Here is a 16,785-nt window from a genome sequence, read left to right as displayed (position 1 = left end):
TCTCCGTGTCAATGGCCGCCGCCGGCGGCAGGCGCTGCCGCGGCGATGGCGGTTGGATTCTCGCTGCTGGCGGCCGGCACGCCACCGCCGCCGTTGACGGCGGTCTGCAAGTCGGCCTGGGCGAGGAAGAAGCGCTGCCTGGCGTCGATCGCGCCGCGCAGCGAGGCCAGGCGCTGCCGCGCCTCGGTCAGCAGCGCGAAGATGTCGACCTGCATGCTGGAGAAGCGCAGCTGCATCTCCTCGGTGATGATCTTGCGCAAGGGGATGATCTCGCGCTGGTAGTGGCTGGCAATGTCGTAGCTCGAGCGATAGATGCGATAAGCATCGCGCGCTTCCGAGCGTACGTTGACGGCGCGCTCGGTCAGGCGGTTGAAGGCGAGATTGTAGGTCTCCGCCGCCTGCCGCACCCGCACCTCGCCGCCGTCAAAGATCGGGATCTGGAACTGGACGTCGAAGCCGCGCTCGCGGAAAGACGGCCCTTCCGGATCCTGCGTGCGGCGGGCGATGCCGGCGAGGTCGAGCAGGGTCACGAAGCGCGTCGCCTCGGTGAGGTTCAAGGCCTTGGCCAGTGCCACCAGCTCCAGCCGCGCGATCTGCAGGTCGATGCGATGGGCGACCGCGTCGGTCTCGATCGAAGGCAGGGTCAGCGGGCGGCGCGGCAGCGGCGGCAAGGCGTTCGGCAGGCGGAAATCGAGGCCGCCGTCCCACAGCCCCATCAGGCGTGCCAGTCTTTCGCGCGAGCTCGCTGCCATCTGCCGCGCGGTGGCGAGATCGGCGGTGGTCTCCGCGTAAAACACCTGCTCGCGCGCCTGGTCGAGCTTGTTGAGGGAGCCGGTCTCGCCGAGCTTGACGGCGAGCTGTGCGGTCGATTCCGCCGTCGCCTTGGCGTCGGTCAGCAGCGCCACCATCTCGTTGCCGGCAACGGCGCGCCAATAGCCGCGGCGGACGTCGGCTGCGAGCCGCAGCGTTGCCAGCGCCGCGCGCAACTGGGCCTGACGAAAATGCTCGCGGGCGATCTCGGAGCGGAACGGCAGGGTGGCGAGCGCGAGGATGTCGCCGACCACCTGGCGCTCGATCTCGCTGGCGCCATTGCCCGTGATGCGCGAGACCGCGAACACGGGATTGGGCGGCAGGCTCTGCTCGACCAGATCGGTCTCGGCCAACGCCAGCTCGTTATAGGCGGCCTGCAGTCCCTTGTTGTTGAGCAGCGCGATCTGCACCGCGCTCTCGACGCTCAGCGTGCGCGCCAGCAATTGGTGAACGCGCGCCTCGACCGCGCCGGCGCCATCAGCCGTTCGCACGAAGGCGACGTCCTTGTTGATGGCCCGGCTGGTCAGCTCGGAGACGGCGCTCATGCCGCTGTCGGGCGAGAACGCGGCGCAGCCGGAGACGCTGAACGCGGTGAGGACGAGCAGGCCTCGCGCAAGATGGCATGTCATGGCGCGCTCCTACCGGTCCTGCTTCGGCTGCGGCGTCACCGCGTCGTTGCGGCCCCGCCATGGCGCCGGCGTCGCCGGCCGCAGGCTGGTGTAGGGCGCGATGGTCGACCGATAGCCGACCGGCGCGACCTTCGCCGCCGGATCGGCCGGATCGGCGGCCGCGACCTGCGTGGTGGCCGGCATGCAGCCGGACAGCGCCAGCGCAACCAGGGCCAGCAACGGCCAATAGAATCGAAAGTATCGTCCACGCACCGCAGATGTTGCGGCGGACTCCGCCCCGGAAAGCGTCAGCATGATTCATCCCTGATCTGAAAGACCACAGGCTCGCGCGCGCGAAAGAGCGCAACGGCCCGAAATCGTCGCGTCAGATCAGGTGATGGGAGGGCGGTAGTGCAGGGGCGGCGCCGCGCTGTGCAGGCTGGCCACGATCTCCGGCGCACAGGCGGTGACAGGCAGAAGCGGCATGGCGACGCTGGGCAGATCGGCCGGCAATGCGCTCACGCACATCATTGCGCAGCAGGGACCGACCGTGCCCTTGTCGCCATGGTGATGCGGCGCCGGCGCATCCCGTTCGGCGGTCTGGTGATGCGCGTGCGCTCCGGCGTGCTGATGCGAGCTGGCGTCATGCCCGTGGCCGGCAGGAATCTGATGATGCGCCGGCACGGCCTCATCGAGGCAGGGCGCCGGGCCGTTGCTCCAGGCGAGGCTTGCTGCCGGCGCGAGCACGCAGAACAGATAGGCGAGGGCAATGAGGCGCCCCACCTTGATCCGCACCGATCGTCTCAATCGCAGCAACATGGCGTCGTCAAGTTCCCACGCGGCGATGGTGCCTGCGCTGATTGCAAGCTAATCGCAAAAGCGGCGGCCGCCAAGCACCTTGTTACCGCAGTGCACAGCGCATGCCCAATATCGCGCCACGATGCTTGACCGAAAAGCGTCCAGCGAACATGTTCCGGCCGTGCTCGCGCCAAATCATCCAGGACAGAGACCGGCCTCCTTCACGCCTGATTCGCGTCAGGCCTGGGTGCGCCTCGTCCTTGCACTCGTCATCGGCTCGATCGGTGCCGTCGGCATGTGGGCGGTCGTGGTTGTGATTCCCGTGGTGCAGGCCGAATTCGGGGCGACGCGCGGCGCCGTGTCGCTCGCCTTCACGATGATGATGTTCGGTTTCGGGCTCGGCGGGGTGATCGCCGGCAAGATCACCGACCGGTTCGGCATCGTGCTCGCGATGGCGATCAGCATTGCCTTTCTCGGCATCGCCAACCTGCTCGCGGGCCTGTCGACACAGCTCTGGCAGTTCGTCGCCGCCTATTTCCTGATCGGCCTCGGCACCTCGGCAACCTTCGCGCCGCTGATGGCGGAAGCCTCGCATTGGTTCGAGCGCTATCGCGGCCTTGCCGTGACCATCGTCGCCAGCGGCAATTACGTCGCGGGAGCGATGTGGCCGCCGATCGTGAGCTGGGGCACCGAGACGATCGGCTGGCGCTACACCCATATCGGCATCGGCATCGTCTGTGCCAGCACGATGGCGCTTCTGGTCCTCGTCCTCCGTGCGCAGATGGGCGATGACCATGTCCGCGACCATGCCAATGCGCCGCCGCCCCGCGTCGATCTCAAGCTGTCGACCAACACGCTGACCGTGCTGCTCTCGATCGCCAGCATCTCCTGCTGCGTCGCCATGGCGATGCCGCAGGTGCACATCGTCGCCTATTGCGGCGATCTCGGCTACGGCGTGGCGCGCGGCGCCGAGATGCTGTCCTTGATGATGGGCTGCGGCATCATCAGCCGGATCGGCTCCGGCTATCTCGCCGACAAGATCGGAGGCATCCGCACGTTGCTGGTCGGATCGCTGGCGCAGGGCTTTGCGCTGGTGTTCTATCTGTTCTTCGACAGCCTCGCCTCGCTCTATCTCATCTCCGCGATGTTCGGCCTGTTCCAGGGCGGCATCGTGCCGAGCTATGCCATCATCGTGCGCGAGGCGATGCCGGCGAGCGAGGCGGCGACGCGCGTCGGCATCGTGATCTTCGCCTCCGTGTTCGGCATGTCCTTCGGCGGCTGGGTCTCGGGCGTGATCTTCGACGCCACCGGCTCCTACGGCGCGGCGTTCGCCAATGGAGTGGCATGGAACGCGCTCAACATCAGCATCGTCGTGCTGCTGCTGATCCGCTCGCGGATGAGCGCGGCGAAGGCGGGCCCGGGTTTCGCGACTTAGACCGGCTCTTCCCTTCGGCAGCGAACAGCCGGATCTCGCATTTTCCTTTCGACTAATGCTTCCGCCTTGCGGTCGGCTTCACTGGCTTAGCTGTGCGTGCCTTGACTGCGCCTGTCTTGACTGCGTTTGTCTTCGCCTTGCCGGCCGGCTGCACGCGCAAGCCATCGACGAACACGTCGAGCATGCGCAGCACCGAGGATTGCCAGCCGGGCTGGTCGTGCATGTAGCACATCCCGATCAAGGCCCTGAGCAGGTCCTCCGGGCTGATATCGCCGCGCATCTGGCCGGCCGCGACGGCGCGGTCGAGCAGCGAGCCGATCGCCTTGGTCAGTCGGTCCATCGAGAACGCGGCGAGCTCCGACGAGCTCTGGAATGTCAGCGCCAGCGCGGCCGACATGCCTTTCTTGGTGGCGACGAATTCGACATTGGATCGCAGCCAGCGCCTGAGCGCGTCGACCGGGTCCTTGGCGTTCTTCAATTGCTCGGCCAGCTCGCTGAGCTGCTCGACCTCGCGCCGGTACACCGCCTCGAACAAATCCTCGCGCGTCGGAAAATGCCGATAGAGCGTGCCGATGCCGACGCCGGCGCGCTTCGCCACGGCTTCCAGGCTCGCCTCGGGGCCTCCGGCGCTGAACACGGCCTTCGCGGCCTCGAGCACGCGCTCGCGGTTGCGCACGGCATCGGCGCGGGGCTTCCGAATCTGGTCGGCGTGGTCGTCCATGGTGCGCAATGTAGATCACGAATTGGTTAGATTGAACCCTTTCCGGACCTTCGCAGGGCTGCATCGCGTTGATGGTGCAAGCGCTTTCGACGAATTCCAAATATTTCCGCACCGGCCTTGTTAAACGGAGGGTGCCTCCGTATCTTCGCTGGGCTGTTGGCCGGCTCCCTCTGGCCGACGCATATCGACGGCGGCCACGGCGGTGGCGCGCTGCGCGATGATTCATGTCCAAATCTGATCGGAGCCTTGTATGAACCACTCCATCAGCCTCACCGTGAACGGTGCGCGGCGCGACTTCGTCCTCGACGATCCGCGCGTCACGCTGCTCGATCTCCTGCGTGAGCGCCTCCATCTCACCGGAACCAAGAAGGGATGCGATCGCGGCCAGTGCGGCGCCTGCACCATTCTGGTCGACGGCAAACGCATCAATTCCTGTCTCGCGCTCGCCATCAGTCATGACGGCGCCGACATCCTCACCATCGAGGGCGTCGCGCGCGGCGACCAACTGCATCCGGTGCAGGCCGCCTTCATCGCCCACGACGGATTCCAGTGCGGCTTCTGCACGCCCGGCCAGATCATGAGCGCGATCGGCATGATCCAGGAGGCGCAGGCCGGCAACGATCCCGAGCGCATCCGCGAATGCATGAGCGGCAATCTCTGCCGCTGCGGCGCCTATGCCGGCATCGTCGATGCCGTGCTCGATGCGCAAGGACAGATGGACCAATCCAACCAGAGGCGCTCGGCATGAAACCGTTCGACTACATCAGGCCCGCCACGATCGCCGAGGCGGTCGCCGCCGCAGCCCAGCCCGGCGCCGCCTATCTCGCCGCCGGCACCAATCTGCTCGATCTGATGAAAGGCGGCGTCAGCCGTCCGGATCGCCTGGTCGACGTCACATATCTCGACGGGCTCGATGCCATCGAGACGCTTCCCGACGGCTCGTTGCGCATCGGCGCGCTGGTGAGCAATGCCGATCTCGCGCATGATGCCGCCTTTGCAACGTCCTATCCCGCCGTCGCCGAGGCGCTGCTCTCCGGCGCTTCGGCGCAATTGCGCAATGCCGCGACCGTCGGCGGCAATCTCCTGCAACGGACGCGTTGCGCATATTTCTACGACACCGCCAGCCGCTGCAACAAGCGCGAGCCCGGCAGCGGCTGCGATGCCCGCGAGGGCGAGAACCGCACCCACGCCGTGCTCGGCTGGAGCGAAAGCTGCATCGCCACGCATCCATCCGACTTCTGCGTGCCGCTGGTCGCGCTCGACGCCATGGTCGAGATCGAGGGCAGGAGCGGCCGGCGCGAGATCGCGCTCGACGAGCTGCATCGCCTGCCCGGCGACACGCCGGCGCGCGAATCCGCGCTCGAGCTCGGCGACCTCATCGTCGCGGTGCGGCTGCCGCCGGCGGCGCGCGCGTTTGCGGCGCATGCGTGCTACCTCAAGGTCCGCGAGCGTACGTCCTATGCGTTCGCAGTCGTCTCCGCCGCCGCCGCGTTGCGGATCGAGAACGGCAAGATCGCGGACGCGCGGCTTGCGCTCGGCGGCGTTGCCGCAAAGCCCTGGCGGGCCCGCGCAGCGGAAGACGTGCTGAGAGGCGTCGCGCCCACGGCAGACGTCTTCCAGGAAGCCGCCTGGCGTGCGCTGGCCGACGCGAAGCCGTCCGGCGACAACGCCTTCAAGATCGAGCTCGCGCGCCGCATCGTCGTGCGCGCGCTGCGACTTGCCGCCGCCGGTACGCCCGCGCGCATTCCCGCGCTGCCGGCGTCTCCCTTTGCCTCCACGTCCGGAGCCGTTCATGTCTGAGCTCAACCTCACCAGCGCACCTGCCCATATCAGGCACGGTTCGAACATCGGCCAACCGCTGACCCGCCGCGACGGCGTCCTCAAGGTCACGGGGCAGGCGACCTATGCCGCCGACAATCATCCGCCGGGCATGCTGTTTGCGGTGATCGCTGTTTCCAGCATCTCGCACGGCCGCGTGGTCTCGCTGGACGTCGCCGCCGCAAAGCGCCATCCCGGCGTCGTCGACGTCATGACGCCGGAGCACAAGCCGCAGCTGGCGATCGATCCGGAGATCAAGACCAATCCGTTCGTGTTCCGGATGGAGGCCTTGCAGAGCAACGAAGTTCGCTACGCCAACCAGCCCATCGCGGTCGTGATCGCCGAAACGCTGGAGGCAGCGACGGAAGGCGCGGCATTGCTGGCGCCGCGCTACGAGGCCTTGCCTCCGTTGGTCGGGCTCGACGCCGGCGAGAGCTTCGTGCCGCCGGTCGTCGGCGTCGGCAATCCCACCGAGAATCACCGCGGCGACGTCGAGGCCGGCCTTGCCGCGGCCGAGAAGCGGGTCGAGGCGACCTACGAGACGCCGCCGCAATACCACAACGCGATGGAGCCGCACGGCATCGTCGCAAGCTGGGATGGCGACAGATTGTCGGTCGACATGCCGACCCAGGGCCTGAAGCTGTCGCTGGCGCGCATTGCTGAACTGTTCGGCATCGCGCACGACAAGATCCATATCCGCAGTCCCTTCCTCGGCGGCGGCTTCGGCTCGAAGGGGCTGATGGGCGGGCCGCCGGTGCTCGGCATCATGGCGGCGAAGCTGGTCGGCAAGCCGGTCAAGCTGGTGCTGCGCCGTGAGCAGATGTACGGCCCGGTCGGCCATCGGGCGCCGACGCGTCAGCGCCTGCGTCTCGGCACTGACGGCGAGGGACGTCTGACCGCGCTCGATCACCATGCACGGACCGTGTCGAGCACGTTCGACGATTTCTACGAGCCCGCGGCCGATGCCTCGCACACGCTCTATGCGGCCCCCGCGATCCGCACCTCGCATGACGCCGTACGTGCCCACACGGGAACGCCGCTGTTCATGCGCGCGCCCGGCGAGGCGACGGGCTCGATTGCGCTGGAGAGCGCGATCGACGAGATGGCCTGGGCCTGCGGCATGGATCCGCTCGCCTTCCGCCTCAAGAACTACGCCGAGGTCGAGCCGATCAGCGGCAAGCCGTTCTCTTCAAAGGCGCTGCTGGCCTGTTACGAGCAGGCCGCAGCGCGCTTCGGCTGGGCCAAGCGTCCGCTGCAGCCGCGGCAGATGCGTGACGATGCCGGCCTCCTGGTCGGCTGGGGCATGGGCACGGCGACCTTCCCGGCGCTGATGTTCCAGGCGGAAGCCCGCGCGGCGATCCGGCGCGACGGCTCGGGCGTGATGGAGATCGGCGCGCACGACATGGGGCAGGGCGCCTGGACCGCGCTGGCGCAGATCGCGGCCGACCAGCTCGGCCTCGACATCGACCGCGTCGAATTCAAGGCCGGCACGTCCGACCTGCCCGATGCCGGCATCGCCGGCGGCTCCGCGCATACGGCAACGGCCGGTGCTGCGATCCACAGCGCCGGTGCGGCCGTGATTGCCAAGCTCGCTGAGCTCGCGACCGGTGACGAGCGCTCGCCGCTGTTCGGCGCCGGCAATGCCGGCGTGATCGCGCGCGAAGGAGGGCTGGTCCGGCGCGACGACGAGAGCCGCGGCGAGAGCTATTCCGAAATCCTGGCGCGTGCTGGCGTCGCTGAAGTCGAAGCGCGCGGCACCGGTGCGCCGAACCCGGCGGCGATGGAGGAATACGCGATGCACGCGCACGGCGCGGTGTTCGCGGAGGTGAAGGTCGATCCCGAGCTCGGCCAGGTCCGCGTCAGCCGCATGGTCGGCGCCTTTGCCGCCGGGCGGATCGTCAATCCGCGCATGGTGCAGAGCCAGCTGTTCGGCGGCATGATCTGGGGCCTGTCGTTCGCGCTGCACGAGGAGGCGATTACCGATCGCCGGACCGGCCGCATCATGAATGCCAATCTCGGCGAGTACCACGTTCCGGTGAATGCCGACGTGCCGCCACTCGACGTCATCACGGTCGAGGAGCACGACCCCCACGTCAACGCGCTCGGCATCAAGGGCGTCGGCGAGATCGGCATCACCGGCAGCGCCGGCGCGGTCGCCAACGCGGTCTGGCATGCAACCGGCATCCGTGTCCGCAAGTTTCCGATCCGGATCGAGGAGCTGCTGACGCCGCACTGAGGCGGCCGGCGAGGCGAGGTCTCCTCGCTCCGCCGGGTGTCAGTTCATCATCTTGCGGAGGGTCTTGATCTGCACTCGCAGCGCCGCGATGTATTTCTCGAGGGCCGCGCGCAGCTCTCGCGAGTGCAACTGGTCGGCGTCGCTCAGCACGTCGTGGAGTGTGGCTTCGGTATTGGCGAGGGTGGTCTTCATCCGCGAGCTCCGTCTACGAAGCGGCTAGGCTGCTCGGCTATGTTTTTCAATATAGAGGCGGTTTGGCCGCCGGAAATTGAGCTGGCTCAATCTGCTTCGGAAAAGGCGGGGCCCCGTATCCTCCCGGATGCGGCCGATCGCGCCTCAGAACGTCGGCGGCGTGCAGGCCGAGATCACCTCGCACGGCTTGCCGCCGACGCAGCGGAAGCGATGCGGTCGGCGGCTCTCGAAATAATAGGCATCGCCCGGGTTGAGGATGCGCCGCTCGTCCTCGACGGTGACCTCGAGCTTGCCCGAAATCACGATGCCGCCTTCCTCGCCCTCGTGGACGAGGTGGACGCGTCCGGTGTCGCTGCCGGGCTCGTAGCGCTCTTTCAGGATCTGCAGATTGCGGCCGAACAGGTTGTCGCCGATCTGACGATAGGAGATCGGTTTCTTGCCGACCTCGGTGAGTTCCTCGGCCCGGTAGAAGATCTTGCGCCTGGACTCCGGTTCCAGCGCGAAGAACTCGGCGAGCCCCATCGGGATGCCGTCGAGGATGCGCTTGAGCGCTCCGACCGAGGGGTTCATCTGGTTGGATTCGATCAGCGAGATCGTCGAGTTGGTGACCCCGGCGCGCTTGGCCAGCTCGCGCTGCGACAGCTTGTGGCGCGCCCGGATGAATCGCAGCCGTCCACCGATGTCGACGCTCATGAGCCCAGGTCCCTGTTGCGAGTGTTGCGGATCGCGCAAATATGGACCGGTAGCCCCAGAAAAATCAATGGCTTGCGGCGCACCAGAAAAGGACTTGTTGCGCATGCCAAGCCGTGCCTCTGCTATGAAGTCAGCAAAGGAGCGCGGCCGTGACCCTTCATCAGATTCCGAACACTATCAAGACCGACTCGTTCTGGATGCCGTTCACGGCCAACCGGCAGTTCAAGAAGGCGCCGCGCCTGTTCTCCTCGGCCGAAGGCATGCACTACACCACCGTCGATGGCCGCAAGGTGATCGACGGCTCCGCCGGCCTCTGGTGCGTCAATGCCGGCCACGGCCGCAAGCAGATCGCCGCTGCGGTCGAGCGCCAGCTGATGACGCTGGACTTCGCGCCCTCGTTCCAGATGGGCCATCCGCTGGCGTTCGACTTCGCCGAGCGGCTCGCCGAGATCGCGCCAAAGGGCCTCGACCGCGTCTTCTTCACCAATTCCGGCTCCGAGTCGGTCGACACCGCGCTGAAGATCGCGCTCGCCTATCACCGCGCCACCGGCCAGGCCAGCCGCACCCGCCTGATCGGCCGCGAGCGCGGCTATCACGGCGTCGGCTTCGGCGGCACCTCGGTCGGCGGCATGGTCGCCAACCGCCGCGCCTTCACCACCCTGCTGCCGGGCGTCGACCACATCCGCCATACCCACGATCTCAGCCGCAACGCCTTCGCCAAGGATCAGCCGGAGCATGGCGCCGAGCTCGCCGACGATCTCGAGCGTCTGGTCGCCCTGCATGGCGCCGAGACCATCGCCGCCGTCATCGTCGAGCCGGTGCCGGGCTCGACCGCGGTGCTGCCGCCGCCGAAGGGCTATCTGCAGCGCCTGCGCGAGATCTGCGACAAGCACGGCATCCTCTTGATCTTCGACGAGGTCATCACCGGCTTCGGCCGTCTCGGCACGCCGTTCGCCGCCAATTTCTTCGGCGTCACGCCGGACCTGATGACGACCGCCAAGGGCATCACCAACGGCACCATTCCCTGCGGCGCGGTGTTTGCGAGCCGCAAGGTGCATGACGGCTTGATGGTCGGCCCGGAGAGCCAGATGGAGCTGTTCCACGGCTACACCTATTCGGCGCATCCGACCGCCTGCGCCGCCGGCATCGCGACGCTCGACATCTACAAGGACGAAGGCCTGCTGACGCGCGGTGCGTCGATCGCCGAATATTGGCGCGATACGCTGCATCAGCTGAAGGGCCTGCCGAACGTCGTCGACATCCGCAATTGCGGCCTGATGGGCGCGGTCGAGCTGGCGCCGCGTGACGGTGTCGTCGGCGCGCGCGGCTACGACGTCATGGTCGACTGCTTCAACACCGGTCTTTACTTGCGCATGAGCGGGGACAGCTTCGCGATGTCGCCGCCCCTCATCGTCGAGAAGAGCCACATCGACCAGATGGTCTCGATCCTCGGCGACGCCATCAAGAAGGTGGCCTGATAATTGCTCTCGCCGCTAGCGAGTTGTGTCCTTGCAGCGGCGGGCGTGATGCCGCGGGAGTTTGACCAAGCGTGAAAGTTCTGATCCTCGGCAGCGGTGTCATCGGTGTCACCTCTGCCTACTACCTCGCACGTGCCGGCCACGAGGTGACGGTCGTCGACCGTCAGCCCGAGCCGGCACTGGAGACCTCTTTCGCCAATGCCGGCGAGGTGTCGCCCGGCTATTCCTCGCCCTGGGCCGGCCCCGGCGTGCCGGTGAAGGCAGTCAAGTGGCTGTTGATGAAGCACGGCCCGCTGGTGATCCGGCCGAAGCTCGATCCCGTGATGTGGGTCTGGCTGCTCAAGATGCTGCGCAACTGCACCAGCGCACGCTATGCGGTCAACAAGAGCCGGATGATTCCGATCGCCGAATACAGCCGCGACGCCTTGCGCGATCTGCGCCGCGACATCGGCATCCAGTATGACGAGCGCGCGCAAGGCACGCTGCAGCTGTTCCGCTACCAGGCCCAGCTCGACGGCACCGCCGAGGACATCGCCGTGCTCAAGCAATATGGCGTGCCATTCGAGGTGCTGAGCCGCGAGGGCTGCATCGCGGTCGAGCCGGCGCTGGCCGGCGTCAAGGAGAAGTTCGTCGGCGGGCTGCGCCTGCCGCAGGACGAGACCGGCGACTGCCACATGTTCACGCAGGCGCTGGCCAAACATGCCGAAGCGCTCGGCGTGCGCTTCCTGTTCAACACCTCGATCGATCGTATCGTCACCGAGGGCGCGCGCGTCAGCGGCGTTGCGACCGGCGCCGGGATGTTGCAGGCCGACGCCTACGTGCTCGCGCTCGGCAGCTGGTCGTCGCGGCTGGTCGCGCCGCTCGGCATCTCGCTGCCGGTCTATCCGGTGAAGGGCTATTCGATCACGGTGCCGATCAAGGACGCCTCCGGCGCACCGGAATCGACCGTGATGGACGAAAGCTACAAGGTCGCGATCACGCGATTGGGCGATCGCATCCGCGTCGGCGGCACCGCGGAAATCTCCGGCTATTCGGACAAGCTCTACGATGCGCGCCGTGCCACGCTCGATCATTCGCTGACCGACCTGTTCCCGCGCGGCGGCGATCTCACCAAGGCGACATTCTGGAGCGGCCTGCGCCCGATGACGCCGGACGGCCCGCCCGTGATCGGCCGGACGCATTACGCCAATCTCCACCTCAACACCGGCCACGGCACGCTCGGCTGGACCATGTCCTGCGGCTCGGGCCGCGTGCTCGCCGACATGCTGTCGGGCAAGAAGCCGGACATCGACGTCAGTGCGTTGTCGGTCGAGCGGTACAAGCACCGGTTCGGATGATTGACGCTGTCATTCCGGGTTCGCCTTCGGCGCCCCGGAATGACAGCAACCGACTACGCCCCCGTCACGCAATTCACCCACAGCACCACGGCGTTCGCATCATTCGCCGGATTGGAGAACCGGTGCGGCCGGCGGCTGGCGAAGCGAAAGCTGTCGCCTCGCTTCAGCGACCAGGTCTCGCTGTCCACCGTCAGCAGCATCTCGCCTTCGAGCACGAGCCCGGCTTCCTCGCCGTCATGGGTGTAGAGCTCGTCGCCGGTGGAGCCGCCGGGCTCCAGATGCACCAGGAACAGGTTGAGCTTGCTGTCGGCGCTCGCCGGGCTCAGCAGCTGCTTGGACACGCCGGTACGCCACAGCTTCAGCTCCGGGCGCTGCTGCCCGCGCGTCACCACCTGGTCGGATCCGCCGTCGGCGCTCGGGCTGGCGCCGAACAATGCGGCGATGCCGACGCCGAGCACGTCGGCGAGCGTCGCCAGCACGCGCAGCGAGGGCGAGGACAGGCCGCGCTCGATCTGGCTGAGGAAGCCGATCGACAGCTCGGTGCGCGCCGCGACGCTCTCCAGCGAGAATTGCCTGACGCGCCTGAGATCCCGGATGCGGCGGCCGACCGCGACGTCCATCGCGGGCTCCGCCGGTTTGGTCACGGCCTTGGACTTCGCCCGCTTCGCCGGCTTTGCGGCCGGTTTGCGCATTCTTGTGCCACCGCTCACGTCAAACCGCTTCCTTCATGTGCATGAAAACCGCTTGCATCGTCAGCGAAAGTGTGACCAAATTTTCATATTGGTGAAAATAGGCCGAAACGGCGCGGCCCGCAACGTCTGATCACGACATGCGCGAAGCGCCGCCGCCGGCCGGGCCCAAAGGGGGATGCGATGAAGCGTTTTGGTCTGGCCGCGGTCGCGGCACTCGCACTTGCCACTGTCGTGCCGGCTTCGGCGCAACAGGTGCTGAAGGTCGGCTCGACGCCGACGGGCGTTCCCTTCACCTTCCTCGACACCAAGACCAACACCATCCAGGGTATCATGGTCGATCTCATCACCGAGGTCGGCAAGGATGCCGGCTTCAACGTGCAGATCGAGCCGATGCAGTTTTCGGCGCTGATCCCGTCGCTGACCTCGAGCAAGATCGACATCATTGCCGCCGCGATGTTCATCACGCCGCCGCGCAAGGAGGTCGTCGACTTCTCCGACCCGATCTACAGCTACGGCGAAGGCCTCGTGGTGCCGAAGACCGACACCAAGGCCTACGCCACCCAGGACGATCTGAAAGGCGCGACGGTCGGTGCCCAGGTCGGCACCGCCTTCGTCGACGCATTGAAGAAGACCGGTCTGTTCGCCGAGGTGAAGGCCTACGACACCATTCCCGACATCCTGCGCGATGTGAACACCGGCCGCCTCAAGGCCGGCTATGCCGATTATCCGATCCTCGCCTACAATCTGAAGCAGGGCGGCTTCCCCGAGGTGCGCCTGGTCGACGGCTACAAGCCGGTCACGGTCGGCTCGGTCGGCATCGGCGTGCGCAAGGGCGAAGCTGCGCTGCTCGGCAAGATCAACGCCTCGCTGGCGAAGCTGAAGGCCAACGGCACCATCGAGAAGATCCTGGATAAATGGGGCCTGAAGGCCCAGGGTTGATCAAGAGGTGCTGATCACTAGCGACGGATCGATGAAGGCTGCGCGATGAAAGGGTTCTGGCACGACGCCGCCGAGTTCTTCCCGATCCTGATGAGCGGTGTCGCGCTGACGATCCTCGTCACGATCGGCTCGCTGCTGCTCTCGACGGTGCTCGGTCTCGTCTGGGCGATGATGCGGGTCTCCGGCATCAAGGCGCTGTCGATGCTCAGCGCCAGCCTGATCAACGTGATCCGCGGCATCCCGATCATCGTGCTGTTGTTCTATCTCTACTTCGTGATGCCCGAGCTCGGCGTCACGTTGTCTGCCTTGCAGGCCGCGATCCTCGGGCTCGGCATCGCCTATTCGGCCTATCAGGCGGAAAACTTCCGCGCCGGCATCGAGGCGATCGACAAGGGCCAGATCGAGGCGGCGCAGTCGATCGGCATGGGCTGGTGGCTCACCATGCGCCGCGTGGTGCTGCCGCAGGCCGTGCGCATCGTGCTGCCGCCCTACGGCAACGTCATGATCATGATGCTGAAGGATTCCTCGCAGGCCTCCACCATCACGGTCGCGGAGCTCGCGCTGCAGGGCAAGCTGATCGCGTCCTCAACCTTCAAGAACACCAGCGTGTTCACGCTGGTGGCGCTGATGTATCTCACCATGAGCATTCCGCTGATCCTCCTGGTCCGTCACTTCGAAAAGCGGGCCGGCAAGCGATGATCGAGCTGAACGACGTCCACAAGAGCTTCGGCAAGGTCGAGGTGCTCAAGGGCATCACGGCCTCCGTCGAGAAGGGCGAGGTGGTCTGCATCGTCGGCCCCTCCGGCTCCGGCAAGTCCACCATCCTGCGCTGCATCAACGGGCTGGAAAGCTACGATCGCGGCGACATCAGCATCGAGGGCCTCAAGGTCGACCGCGAGGCGCCGTCGATCGTGAACATCCGCACCCAGGTCTCGATGGTGTTCCAGCGCTTCAACCTGTTCCCGCATCGCACAGCGCTGGAGAACGTGATCGAGGGACCGCTGTTCGTGAAGAAGGAGCCGCGGGCCCAGGCGCTGGAGCGCGGCCGCGCGCTGCTCGCCCAGGTCGGCCTTGCCGAGAAAGCCGATGCGCATCCGCCGCAGCTCTCCGGCGGCCAGCAGCAGCGCGTCGCGATCGCGCGGGCACTCGCGATGCAGCCCAAGGCCATCCTGTTCGACGAGCCGACCTCGGCGCTCGACCCCGAACTGGTCGGTGACGTCCTCGGCGTGATGCGCAAGCTCGCCGACGACGGCATGACCATGGTCGTCGTCACCCACGAGATGGGCTTTGCCCGCGACGTCGCCGACCGCGTGCTGTTCATCGACGGCGGAATCATCGTCGAGCAAGGGGCGGCCAAGACCGTCCTCAATCAACCCCAGCATCCGCGCACGCAGGATTTTCTCCGCCGCGTGCTGCATCCGCTCTGACCGGTCTTTCGCCATGTCGCGCCTGCCCTTGCCGCCCTCGCTCTATGCCGACACCGCCGTCGCGCCGGTGGCAACGCCGCCGCTCGACGTCGACAAGAATGTCTCGATTGCGATTATCGGTGGCGGCTACACCGGGCTTTCGACCGCGCTGCACCTGGCCGAGCAGGGCGTCGAGGCCCTGGTGCTGGAGGCGCAGGAGCCGGGTTGGGGCGCCTCCGGCAACAATGGCGGCCACACCAACCCCGGCTTGAAGCACGATCCCGATCAGATCGAGGCGGATTTCGGCGCAGAGGTCGGCCGCCGCATGATCGAGTTCGCCTACGGCACCACCAACTTCACCCATGATCTGATCCGCCGTTACCAGATCCCGTGCGAGGCCCGGCAGAACGGCACGCTGCGCGCGGCGTACAACGAGGCGAGCGCCGCCGCGATCGAGAAGACCGCGCAGCAATGCATCCGCCGCGGCATGCCGGTGACCTATCTGAACCGCGAGCAGCTCCGCGCGATGACCGGCACCGACCGCTACATCGGCGCCATGCTGGACACGCGCGGCGGCGATCTGCATCCGCTGAGCTACGCCCGCGGCCTCGCGCGCGCCGCGATCTCGGCCGGCGCGAAGGTGCATGGCGAGACGCCGGCGCTGTCGCTGCGCCGCGAGGGCAGCCGTTGGCGCATCGAGACGCCGCGGGCAATCGTGCATGCCGACAAGGTTCTGCTCGCCACCAACGGTTTCACTGGGGATCTCTGGCCGGCGCTTCGCCGCACCATCGTGCCGGTGTTCTCCTCGATCGCCGCCACCGCACCGCTCTCCGATGCGGTGGCGCGCTCGATCATGCCGACGCGTCCGGTGCTCTACGAGAGCGGCCACATCACGGTCTATTACCGCATCGATCAGGACAATCGTCTCCTGATGGGTGGCCGCGGCCCGATGCGCTGGATCAAGTCGCCGTACGATGTCGCCTATCTCATGCGGTATGCGGAGCGGCTATGGCCGCAGCTCAAGGGCGTTGCCTGGACCCACGGCTGGAACAGCCGGCTCGCCATCACCGCGGATCACTATCCCCATGTGCATGAGCCGGCCGAGAGCGTCCTGATCTCGCTCGGCTGCAACGGCCGCGGCGTTGCGCTCGCGACCGCGATGGGCGCGCAGCTCGCGCGCCGGCTGATCGGCGGCGCAAAGGCGGAGATCGACATGCCGATCACGGGCATCAAGCCGATTCCGATGCACGCGTTCTGGCCAGTCGGAGTAACGACCGCTGTGATCGCAGGCCGGGTGCGGGACCGGCTCGGCATCTGAAAAAGGCGCCGCCCGGTGAGGAGCGACGCCTTACGCAATTGGCAGATTGGGCTTCAGCAGCGGCCCTGCTTCCACAGGCCGGGCGGGCAGCTGTGACCGCGCCAGCCGACCTTGCGACCTTGGTACCATCCGAACGACTTGCCATGGTGATGATGGCCCATCTTATGGCCGTGACCATGGCCATGACCGCCGCCATGACCGCCCTTGGCCAGTGCAGGGCCTGTCAATGTAAAGCCGGCCGCGATGATCAGCGACGCGGCGAGCGCAAGTTTCTTCATCATGTCCTCCACAGGGATGAGCGCAT

The 16,785-nt window shown here is 66.8% G+C and carries 18 protein-coding genes; 10 read left to right on the top strand and 8 right to left on the bottom strand.

All coding sequences use genetic code 11. The annotated features are described in order from the left end of the window. Positions 1-8 precede the first annotated feature (8 nt). The 3 genes from DCM79_RS00980 to DCM79_RS00970 all read right to left on the bottom strand — a co-directional run bounded on the left by DCM79_RS00980 (position 9) and on the right by DCM79_RS00970 (position 2,213). Complete coding sequence (locus DCM79_RS00980; RefSeq protein WP_257178124.1) at positions 9-1,439, bottom strand: TolC family protein; 1,431 nt, start codon at positions 1,437-1,439, stop codon at positions 9-11. A gap of 9 nt (positions 1,440-1,448) precedes the next feature. Then, positions 1,449-1,733, bottom strand: a complete 285-nt coding sequence (locus DCM79_RS00975) for a hypothetical protein (protein ID WP_257178123.1) — start codon at positions 1,731-1,733, stop codon at positions 1,449-1,451. Between the two features lie 75 nt (positions 1,734-1,808). Next, positions 1,809-2,213, bottom strand: coding sequence for a hypothetical protein (locus DCM79_RS00970; protein WP_257178122.1), 405 nt, complete (start codon positions 2,211-2,213; stop codon positions 1,809-1,811). A 250-nt stretch (positions 2,214-2,463) separates the two neighbouring features. On the opposite strand from DCM79_RS00970, the gene DCM79_RS00965 reads away from it, so the two are divergent. After that, positions 2,464-3,651: an MFS transporter gene (locus tag DCM79_RS00965; RefSeq protein WP_245269346.1), complete on the top strand. Its 1,188-nt coding sequence runs from the start codon at positions 2,464-2,466 to the stop codon at positions 3,649-3,651. A 52-nt stretch (positions 3,652-3,703) separates the two neighbouring features. Here DCM79_RS00965 and DCM79_RS00960 read toward each other — a convergent pair whose 3' ends face one another. Further along, positions 3,704-4,372, bottom strand: a complete 669-nt coding sequence (locus DCM79_RS00960) for a TetR/AcrR family transcriptional regulator (protein ID WP_257178121.1) — start codon at positions 4,370-4,372, stop codon at positions 3,704-3,706. Positions 4,373-4,622: 250 nt separating this feature from the next. Between DCM79_RS00960 and DCM79_RS00955 the strand changes: the two genes are divergently transcribed. Genes DCM79_RS00955 through DCM79_RS00945 form a run of 3 tightly spaced genes read left to right on the top strand, consistent with a single transcriptional unit; the run spans position 4,623 to position 8,426 of the window. Beyond that, on the top strand, positions 4,623-5,120 hold the full coding sequence (locus tag DCM79_RS00955) for a (2Fe-2S)-binding protein (RefSeq protein ID WP_257178120.1): 498 nt from the start codon (positions 4,623-4,625) through the stop codon (positions 5,118-5,120). After that, on the top strand, positions 5,117-6,172 hold the full coding sequence (locus DCM79_RS00950) for a xanthine dehydrogenase family protein subunit M (protein WP_257178119.1): 1,056 nt from the start codon (positions 5,117-5,119) through the stop codon (positions 6,170-6,172). Before DCM79_RS00955 ends, DCM79_RS00950 begins: the two co-directional genes overlap by 4 nt. Continuing rightward, positions 6,165-8,426 (top strand): xanthine dehydrogenase family protein molybdopterin-binding subunit, encoded by a 2,262-nt coding sequence (locus DCM79_RS00945; protein ID WP_257178118.1) that lies wholly within the window; start codon positions 6,165-6,167, stop codon positions 8,424-8,426. The genes DCM79_RS00950 and DCM79_RS00945 overlap by 8 nt, the downstream gene beginning before the upstream one ends. A gap of 39 nt (positions 8,427-8,465) precedes the next feature. Here the strand turns inward: DCM79_RS00945 and DCM79_RS00940 are convergent, their stop codons facing one another. Beyond that, positions 8,466-8,618 (bottom strand): hypothetical protein, encoded by a 153-nt coding sequence (locus tag DCM79_RS00940; protein ID WP_257178117.1) that lies wholly within the window; start codon positions 8,616-8,618, stop codon positions 8,466-8,468. Between the two features lie 144 nt (positions 8,619-8,762). Then, positions 8,763-9,311: a cupin domain-containing protein gene (locus DCM79_RS00935; RefSeq protein WP_028134606.1), complete on the bottom strand. Its 549-nt coding sequence runs from the start codon at positions 9,309-9,311 to the stop codon at positions 8,763-8,765. A 149-nt stretch (positions 9,312-9,460) separates the two neighbouring features. On the opposite strand from DCM79_RS00935, the gene DCM79_RS00930 reads away from it, so the two are divergent. Further along, positions 9,461-10,789 carry an aspartate aminotransferase family protein gene (locus DCM79_RS00930; protein ID WP_257178116.1) on the top strand — a complete coding sequence of 443 codons (1,329 nt, stop codon included), beginning with the start codon at positions 9,461-9,463 and terminating at the stop codon, positions 10,787-10,789. A gap of 71 nt (positions 10,790-10,860) precedes the next feature. Then, complete coding sequence (locus DCM79_RS00925) at positions 10,861-12,126, top strand: D-amino acid dehydrogenase (RefSeq protein ID WP_257178115.1); 1,266 nt, start codon at positions 10,861-10,863, stop codon at positions 12,124-12,126. Between the two features lie 53 nt (positions 12,127-12,179). Here DCM79_RS00925 and DCM79_RS00920 read toward each other — a convergent pair whose 3' ends face one another. Continuing rightward, positions 12,180-12,818, bottom strand: a complete 639-nt coding sequence (locus DCM79_RS00920; RefSeq protein WP_257178114.1) for a helix-turn-helix domain-containing protein — start codon at positions 12,816-12,818, stop codon at positions 12,180-12,182. A 180-nt stretch (positions 12,819-12,998) separates the two neighbouring features. Here DCM79_RS00920 and DCM79_RS00915 point away from each other — a divergent pair, with 180 nt between their 5' ends. Genes DCM79_RS00915 through DCM79_RS00900 form a run of 4 tightly spaced genes read left to right on the top strand, consistent with a single transcriptional unit; the run spans position 12,999 to position 16,481 of the window. Then, positions 12,999-13,757, top strand: a complete 759-nt coding sequence (locus DCM79_RS00915) for an ABC transporter substrate-binding protein (RefSeq protein WP_257178113.1) — start codon at positions 12,999-13,001, stop codon at positions 13,755-13,757. 45 nt (positions 13,758-13,802) lie between these two features. Beyond that, entirely contained in the window at positions 13,803-14,456 is a 654-nt protein-coding gene (locus DCM79_RS00910) for an amino acid ABC transporter permease (protein WP_257178111.1), read from the top strand. After that, positions 14,453-15,184, top strand: a complete 732-nt coding sequence (locus tag DCM79_RS00905) for an amino acid ABC transporter ATP-binding protein (protein WP_257178110.1) — start codon at positions 14,453-14,455, stop codon at positions 15,182-15,184. Before DCM79_RS00910 ends, DCM79_RS00905 begins: the two co-directional genes overlap by 4 nt. A 13-nt stretch (positions 15,185-15,197) precedes the next feature. After that, complete coding sequence (locus tag DCM79_RS00900; protein ID WP_257178109.1) at positions 15,198-16,481, top strand: FAD-binding oxidoreductase; 1,284 nt, start codon at positions 15,198-15,200, stop codon at positions 16,479-16,481. 53 nt (positions 16,482-16,534) lie between these two features. Here the strand turns inward: DCM79_RS00900 and DCM79_RS00895 are convergent, their stop codons facing one another. Then, on the bottom strand, positions 16,535-16,762 hold the full coding sequence (locus tag DCM79_RS00895) for a hypothetical protein (RefSeq protein ID WP_257178108.1): 228 nt from the start codon (positions 16,760-16,762) through the stop codon (positions 16,535-16,537). Between the last annotated feature and the right edge of the window lie 23 nt (positions 16,763-16,785).

The sequence above is a fragment of the Bradyrhizobium sp. WBOS07 genome (genome assembly GCF_024585165.1).
GTDB lineage: Bacteria > Pseudomonadota > Alphaproteobacteria > Rhizobiales > Xanthobacteraceae > Bradyrhizobium > Bradyrhizobium japonicum_B.
The sequence above is the reverse complement of the archived record's forward strand: the minus strand, read 5'-3'. Positions and strand labels throughout refer to the sequence as shown.

Coding starts and splice junctions, on each gene's coding strand:
- DCM79_RS00895 (WP_257178108.1), bottom strand. CDS start 16,762: ATGATGAAGAAACTTGCGCTCGCCGCGTCGCTGATCATCGCGGCCGGC.
- DCM79_RS00960 (WP_257178121.1), bottom strand. CDS start 4,372: ATGGACGACCACGCCGACCAGATTCGGAAGCCCCGCGCCGATGCCGTG.
- DCM79_RS00945 (WP_257178118.1), top strand. CDS start 6,165: ATGTCTGAGCTCAACCTCACCAGCGCACCTGCCCATATCAGGCACGGT.
- DCM79_RS00975 (WP_257178123.1), bottom strand. CDS start 1,733: ATGCTGACGCTTTCCGGGGCGGAGTCCGCCGCAACATCTGCGGTGCGT.
- DCM79_RS00980 (WP_257178124.1), bottom strand. CDS start 1,439: ATGACATGCCATCTTGCGCGAGGCCTGCTCGTCCTCACCGCGTTCAGC.
- DCM79_RS00920 (WP_257178114.1), bottom strand. CDS start 12,818: ATGCGCAAACCGGCCGCAAAGCCGGCGAAGCGGGCGAAGTCCAAGGCC.
- DCM79_RS00940 (WP_257178117.1), bottom strand. CDS start 8,618: ATGAAGACCACCCTCGCCAATACCGAAGCCACACTCCACGACGTGCTG.
- DCM79_RS00935 (WP_028134606.1), bottom strand. CDS start 9,311: ATGAGCGTCGACATCGGTGGACGGCTGCGATTCATCCGGGCGCGCCAC.
- DCM79_RS00910 (WP_257178111.1), top strand. CDS start 13,803: ATGAAAGGGTTCTGGCACGACGCCGCCGAGTTCTTCCCGATCCTGATG.
- DCM79_RS00905 (WP_257178110.1), top strand. CDS start 14,453: ATGATCGAGCTGAACGACGTCCACAAGAGCTTCGGCAAGGTCGAGGTG.
- DCM79_RS00915 (WP_257178113.1), top strand. CDS start 12,999: ATGAAGCGTTTTGGTCTGGCCGCGGTCGCGGCACTCGCACTTGCCACT.
- DCM79_RS00955 (WP_257178120.1), top strand. CDS start 4,623: ATGAACCACTCCATCAGCCTCACCGTGAACGGTGCGCGGCGCGACTTC.
- DCM79_RS00950 (WP_257178119.1), top strand. CDS start 5,117: ATGAAACCGTTCGACTACATCAGGCCCGCCACGATCGCCGAGGCGGTC.
- DCM79_RS00900 (WP_257178109.1), top strand. CDS start 15,198: ATGTCGCGCCTGCCCTTGCCGCCCTCGCTCTATGCCGACACCGCCGTC.